Origin of the sequence: uncultured Campylobacter sp., assembly GCF_938045535.1 — a bacterium.
In the GTDB taxonomy this organism is placed as follows: domain Bacteria; phylum Campylobacterota; class Campylobacteria; order Campylobacterales; family Campylobacteraceae; genus Campylobacter_B.
Genome location: NZ_CALIMQ010000245.1, coordinates 21,432 through 28,026, shown reverse-complemented (window position 1 = coordinate 28,026; position 6,595 = coordinate 21,432). Strand labels below are relative to the sequence as shown.

General features: G+C 42.6%; 3 protein-coding genes. All 3 read right to left on the bottom strand.

Annotated elements, in window-relative coordinates:
• Positions 1 to 830: 830 nt before the first annotated feature.
• The 3 genes from metE to Q0095_RS07685 all read right to left on the bottom strand — a co-directional run bounded on the left by metE (position 831) and on the right by Q0095_RS07685 (position 6,466).
• Positions 831 to 3,113: a 5-methyltetrahydropteroyltriglutamate--homocysteine S-methyltransferase gene (metE, locus tag Q0095_RS07695; RefSeq protein ID WP_297882843.1), complete on the bottom strand. Its 2,283-nt coding sequence runs from the start codon at positions 3,111 to 3,113 to the stop codon at positions 831 to 833.
• Between the two features lie 354 nt (positions 3,114 to 3,467).
• Entirely contained in the window at positions 3,468 to 4,052 is a 585-nt protein-coding gene (locus Q0095_RS07690; RefSeq protein ID WP_177387259.1) for a hypothetical protein, read from the bottom strand.
• A 254-nt stretch (positions 4,053 to 4,306) separates the two neighbouring features.
• Complete coding sequence (locus tag Q0095_RS07685; protein ID WP_297882841.1) at positions 4,307 to 6,466, bottom strand: STT3 domain-containing protein; 2,160 nt, start codon at positions 6,464 to 6,466, stop codon at positions 4,307 to 4,309.
• Positions 6,467 to 6,595: the final 129 nt, after the last annotated feature.

Sequence of the window (6,595 nt, the reverse complement as noted above, 5' to 3'; positions counted from 1 at the left end):
CTTTTAAAATTTTGTATCAACGCAAACGCACCTTACGCTAGCCTCGCTCTTTCGAACAAAACGCAAGTTAAAATCAATGAGCTTCGCATCGTAAAATTTTGGCTCTAGACTCGAATTTTAGCGCGACAACGCAACTTCAGACTCGCCAGGCGAAATTAGTCATAAATTAATGCGGCTACATAGATTTTGACTTAGCTGAAATTTAACCTAGCAAAGCCGAATCTCGCTTCGCAATCCAGCCATTCTAATGAGATAATGTAAATTTTAATTTGCAATTTAAAATTTCTAGCGCAACGATACCAGCTTTGTCTCGTATTTTGAAATTCTAATTTAGCGGCGCGAAAGTTCATAAAGCGCCGCGTAAAATTGCAAATTTCAGCGTTTTTTATTCGGCTGGCGAGGTTTGTGCGCGCAAGAATTAATTTGCGAAAATTTTAAAATTTTATCGCTTGCCTCAGCCCGCCTTCAGGGCAATCGCGATAAAATCTACGTTCCGCGTCTCAAGCAAGCAGTTGCGATGAAATTCTAAGCTATCAGTCGAGATGAAATTTTACGCCGCATTTTCAAGAAAAGCCCATCTCTGTGCATCTGTAAAAGCCGTAAATCCTGCACTAAATTTCATATTGCTGCATTACTTAGCGGCTATCAAATATGCTTGCCAAGCAGACGCGTAGAAATCTCTCACCGCCCTTTAATGCTCGTTCGAAGTAAAATTTCACGCAGATGTTTTAACGGTCCATAGTCGAAATAAACGTTCCACATAATTCTATCGCAAAACGGGGACTGCCGGGTGGAATTTTACCCGACAGCAAAGTTTTTTTGCGCTAGATTTATGCTTCCGTGCGGATAATTTTTACCGCCTCAACCATATTTTTTAGGCTAGGGCGGACCTCCTCCCATTTGCGGGTTTTTAGACCGCAGTCCGGGTTAATCCACAGCTGCTCTTTAGGAAGCACCTCAAGCAGCGCGCGGATCTGGCTTACGAGCTCCTGCACACTAGGAATTCGCGGACTGTGGATATCATAAACACCTGGACCGACCTCTTGCTTATAGCCGACTGATTTGAAAACTCGAAGTAGCTCGTTGCCACTGCGAGCGGTCTCGATGCTGATGACATCGGCATCCATCGCCTCTATCGTTTTGATTATGTCGTTGAACTCCGAATAGCACATATGCGTATGGATCTGCGTGTGAGCACTTGCGGCGCTGACAGCGAGCTTAAAGGCACTAACGGCAAATTTTTCATACGCAGGGATATTTTCGGATCTAAGCGGATAGCCCTCTTTAAACGCCGCTTCATCCACCTGAACGATCTTGATACCCGCGTCTTGCAGATCCGAAATTTCATCAAAAATCGCGAGCGCAAGCTGTTTTACGATCTGATCGCGAGGCTTATCGTCGCGCACGAAGCTCCAGTTCATCATCGTAACAGGTCCAGTTAGCATGCCCTTCATAATCTTTTTAGTACGGCTTTGAGCGTATTTGATCCACTCCACGGTCATCGGTTTTGGGCGGCTAACGTCGCCGAAAAGTAGTGGCGGTTTCACGCAGCGGCTGCCGTAGCTCTGCACCCAGCCGTTGGCGCTAAACGCGTATCCGCTCATCTGCTCGCCGAAATACTCGACCATATCGTTGCGCTCTGGCTCACCGTGAACCAGTACGTCCAGACCAATCTCATCTTGAAATTTAACGCAGTCGTCGATGTAGGCTTTGATGTCGCGCTCATAGGCTTCGCGGTTAATTAAACCTTTTTTATAGGCGTTGCGAACCTGGCGAAGCTCGGTGGTCTGTGGGAAGGAGCCAATCGTAGTGGTAGGCAAAATTCCATAGCCTAGCTCCTTTTTCTGCACCTTGATGCGATCCTCGTAGCGATCGGCGCGCTCGAATTTATTTAAATTTGCAGCGCGGCTTTGCACTCGCTCGTCATGAATAAGCGGCGAGCTAGCGCGGGTTTTAGCGGATTTTTGATTTTCTTTGTAAGCTTTCAAGCCGTGTTCGCACATCGGAATTTCAAAGAAAAGATGGGTCAAAATCGAAATTTCGCTTAATTTTTCAACCGCGAAACTTAGCCAGGATCTGATCTCGGCGCTTAGCTTGTCCTCATATTTTAGCGTAAAAGGCACGTGCAAAAGCGAGCAGGAGGTGCCCACATAGATGCGCTCCTTAGGCACGTAGGCTTCGATGGCTTTGAGCTGAGCTAGCTTTTTGTCGATGTCGCTCTTCCAGATATTACGCCCGTCGATCACGCCTGCGAAAAGCACGGTCTTAGCGTCTTTTAAAGCTTGAAGCTCTTTTTTGATATTCTCCTCGCTTGCGTAAACGAAATCAAGCCCGATCGCCCAAACATCGGTCTTTACTATCTCGCGTACGGCCTCGGTCGCATGCTCGAAATAGGTCATAAAGATGATTTTTACGTTGCTTGCAGCCTTACTTAGGCGCTGATAGATCGGCGCGATCTTTGGCGCTAACTCAGCTGCGCGATCCGTTACGAAGATCGGCTCGTCGATCTGAACCACGACCTCGCTATCAAGCTCGCTAAGAAGCTTTAGCAGCTCCTCATATTTCGCGGCAAGGGCGCCCAGATGCGCGAGCGGATCGCTTTTGTCGCTTGATTTGCTAAGCGCAAGATAGGTGATAGGTCCGATTAAATTTATCTTTAGCGCGCAGGAATCCTTAAAATCGTTATTTTTCGCAGCCTTGTACTCGCTTAAAATTTTACTAGGATTTAGGCTAAATTCCGTATACGCAGAGATCTCTGGCACGATATAATGGTAGTTTGTGTTAAACCACTTCGTCATCTCCATCGCGACTGCGTCCTTACTGCCGCGCGCCATCGCAAAATACTGCTCATGCGCCGAAAGAGCCGCAAAGCGCTGCGGGATAACGCCGAAAAGTACGCTGGTATCGAGCATCAGATCGTAGTATGAAAAGTCGTTTACGCTAATTAAGCCGCTCCAAGCATCCAGCTGATATTTGATGTGACGATCTTTTAGCTCTGTAGCAACCCGCTCTAGCGCGTCATAATCGCACTTGCCCGCCCAATAGCTCTCCAAAGCCTTCTTCAACTCGCGCTGCTCTCCGATACGCGGAAAGCCCGTAACGTAACTCTTCATCTCTATCCTTTGAGTAAAATTTTGGTATGAAAGTGTTGATTTTATCTAAAATTTCTTTTGCCGTCATTAAAATTTTAATCTAATCTTGAAAATGAACGAAATTTTATCCAAAAGCGCAGGGGTGGAATTTCTCGATAAAATCTGAAATGGAATTTTTATCGACGGAATTCCGTAAGTTAAAATTTTAGGATTGAATTTAAAGGCGTTAAATTCATCATAATTTAAACCTCATCGCAAGATTCTACTAAAACTTAGTAAAGCCTTGCGACGAAGCTAGCCTTACCCGACACACCGCAAAGCCACTGAGCATCAAGGCTCTATGAAAGTAGTGCAACGCCTCAAATATGAAAATTCTTAGAATTTATAATTATATCCTGCGTAAACGCCGTATTTTTTACCGTCGTTATCTTCGATATAATCGCCGTCTTTATACCACGCCTTGCTTGCTTTAAAGCCCATTTCAATCTCGCTATTGGAGCCAAACTCATATGCGGTACCTATCTTGCCGCCCAAAATAAAGCCGCCCAGCGTATCGTCCGCTCTAACCCAACCGCCATTGCTATAGTCTATTTTAACTTCAGTATCTAGCACCGAAAGCCCAGCGTAAGCGCCTAGGACTAGCTTAAATCTACCGAAAAGCTCCGGCGTAAAATCCGCACCAGCTACGAAATCGTGTGTGCTCCATTTAACCTTTCTTTTCGAATTGGCATTCGAGCTAGAATCCTCGCCCTTAAATCCGTAAAAATACCCGCCGTAAGCTCTAAACGTGCCGAAGTCATATCCGGCTTTAACGCCGATTTGCGGCTGTCCGTCATCAAAACCTGCAGCTTGGTTTTTGAAATTGTATCCGCCTTCGCCGCCTATGAAAAGTCCCTCCGCCATCGCGCTTACTGCAGCTAAAGAGCCAAGAAGCGCCACTCTTGCAACTAAATTTCTCATATTTACTCCTTTCGGTGAAATTTCATCTCAATGATAGCGACACGCTTCGAAACCTAGGCTAAATTTAAAGTAAATACATAACATTTACGATTTTTAGTGACAAAATTTTAAGTATTTTTGTAATTTATTTATAGCCAGTATAAATTCTAAATCTCAGCATATAATTTACATTATAAATTTTATCGCTTAGTAATATACGCTTTGTAAAAGCACAATGCAATAAGAATTTACGCAATATTCCTCTGAATATAAATTTATCTTAATAACTTGTAAATCCGCGCATAATTACTTAAATAAACGGGCTCAAACAGATCTTTATCATAGTTTTCCAGCACAAAAAGTTGGATAAATGCTGACTCAAATACCTTTTTATCTAAGATTAAAATTCTTTGGTAATCCGGTAAAAATATCACGTAAAGATTAGAATTTTTATCTATCTGCTTAGATAATTTGACGAGTTTGCCGTTTACTTCGCCTACCTGATAATAGGAATTGATAGGTTCCTTTTTGCCGTTAAAAATTAGATATTCCGGATCGGCGCTAGGTAGCGTACACTCATCATTTACTATGATACTCACTCCATCTTTACCCATTCTAATATCATAACCCACATGAATAAATGGCGTCCAGAATTCCCTTCCCGTAGCTATATCGATAGTGGAAAATTTCAAAATATTCGGTAGAATATCTAGCATATGCGGTACGAAGTAATAATATACCTCTCTGGTTTTTTGAGGGAGTTTAAAATTTTTATCTTCCAGGGATTTTAAAAATTTATTGATATCAGGCTCATTATAATCCTTTTGCATTTGCAGCAAGCTCGAGCTAAAATTTTCATTCATACGCCTTTCGATATATTCGACATTTAGCCTCGCCATATTAGCCGAGCTTATCTGATCTTTATTAAAAGAAAACGCCGTTAAAAATGCGTAATCTCCAAACTGCCTACCCCCAGGGTCAGCCACCACTTTTACGTCGGCATAATATCTGATCAAATACCCGTAGTCCCACCACGAAACCACATAATCCTCTCTGTCTACTTTATTTTTCAGCTCGGCAAGCGAAGCCACGGCGCCCCTCATAAGCACGGGCGCGACACGAAATTTATAAATATAATCTAGACTTGGTAGCAGCGCCAAGCAAGTCAGCACAATTAGCATAGAATTTCTAAGCCAAACTCGTATCTCAAAATAATTTAAAGTAAAATATAGAAAATAAGCAAAGCCAAAAGCAATTATCGGCGTGATATACATCGTAAATCTAACTCCTCCGAAAAATGCTAAAAATCCAAGCAATAGCATTGGCAAAGCCAAAATAAACGAGCGAAATTTAATAAACATAAGAATTAAGCCCGCCATAGCGCATATAAATATAGAAATATTGCCACTGGAATAGCCCATAAATTTCATAAAATCCGTATTTGCTACCTCGTTGATTGTGTTTCCAACCCCATAGAAATAAAAAGTACCCGATACTTTGCCAGCGCTCTTGCCAAGATATGCTTTCATTTTACTTAAGACAGGATCAAGCCCACCGAAATATATAAATAAAGCAATTACCAAACCACCCGATATCCAAAGAATTTTTTTGTTTTGGGAATTCGGAATTTTAATCATTAAAAAATATAACGACGCGATAAGCGCAATTCTCAGCAATAAAATATAATTTACTATTATCGTATAGTCGCCATAGTATGTTTTAAAATTTATCACCGCTACCGCCATAAGAATCGTAGCTTTGTAATTTATCTCATTTCGTCTATCAAATATCAAAGTGTAAAATAAAAACATGCCCATTATGGCTAAATTTAACGAATACGAGCTTGGATACCACCAGCTATAAAGCGCCATAAAGACCGCGGGCAAGATTAAATTTAGCTGCGAGCCGTTTTGAGTGAGTCTGATTAGAGCCCAGATTGTCAGCATCGGCAGGACGATATTTAACATATCGCTATCGAAATATCCACCTAACGTCCTCATATAATATCCCGGCAATATGGTGGCAAGCAGCGCCGCGATAATGCCTGCGCCTAGGATCTTATACTCTTTTGCTATCAAAATAATCGGCACGGCCACCAGCGACGCTAAAAACACGCTCATATAGATCGTAATGCTATTTAGACTGACGGGCAAAATTTTGCTAATTAAAAATGCCAGAGTTGGGATCGACGCGCCGTACGGGCTAAGATCGCCAGGTTGATGAAAGCCCGCTATCATATCGCGCGCGCCCTCGGCGTTCGCAAAGGCGTCGTTTGTGGTCATAATGAGCTCGCCGTCGAAAGAAAACTGCTCAATCCCGCTAGCCCAATATATCCAAAAAAACCTGCACGCCACGCCGAATATATAAACCAGCGTCATGATCAGAAAAATATCCATGCGCGAACATTCGCCGTTTGTAATTCTAAATTTTTGCATCTTTTTCCTTGATTTGCCGTTTGAAGTACCGAGCGACAGGGTTAAAATTTGCCTCTACAAATTTTACTCGCTTTATCACGCCCGCGTTGCGTCTTTAACGACATTGTTTAATTTCCGTTTATTATAGCA

What these genes read in the sequence shown, in the direction of transcription:
- Q0095_RS07685 (WP_297882841.1), bottom strand. Translation starts at nt 6,466, where the DNA reads ATGCAAAAATTTAGAATTACAAACGGCGAATGTTCGCGCATGGATATT.
- metE (WP_297882843.1), bottom strand. Translation starts at nt 3,113, where the DNA reads ATGAAGAGTTACGTTACGGGCTTTCCGCGTATCGGAGAGCAGCGCGAG.
- Q0095_RS07690 (WP_177387259.1), bottom strand. Translation starts at nt 4,052, where the DNA reads ATGAGAAATTTAGTTGCAAGAGTGGCGCTTCTTGGCTCTTTAGCTGCA.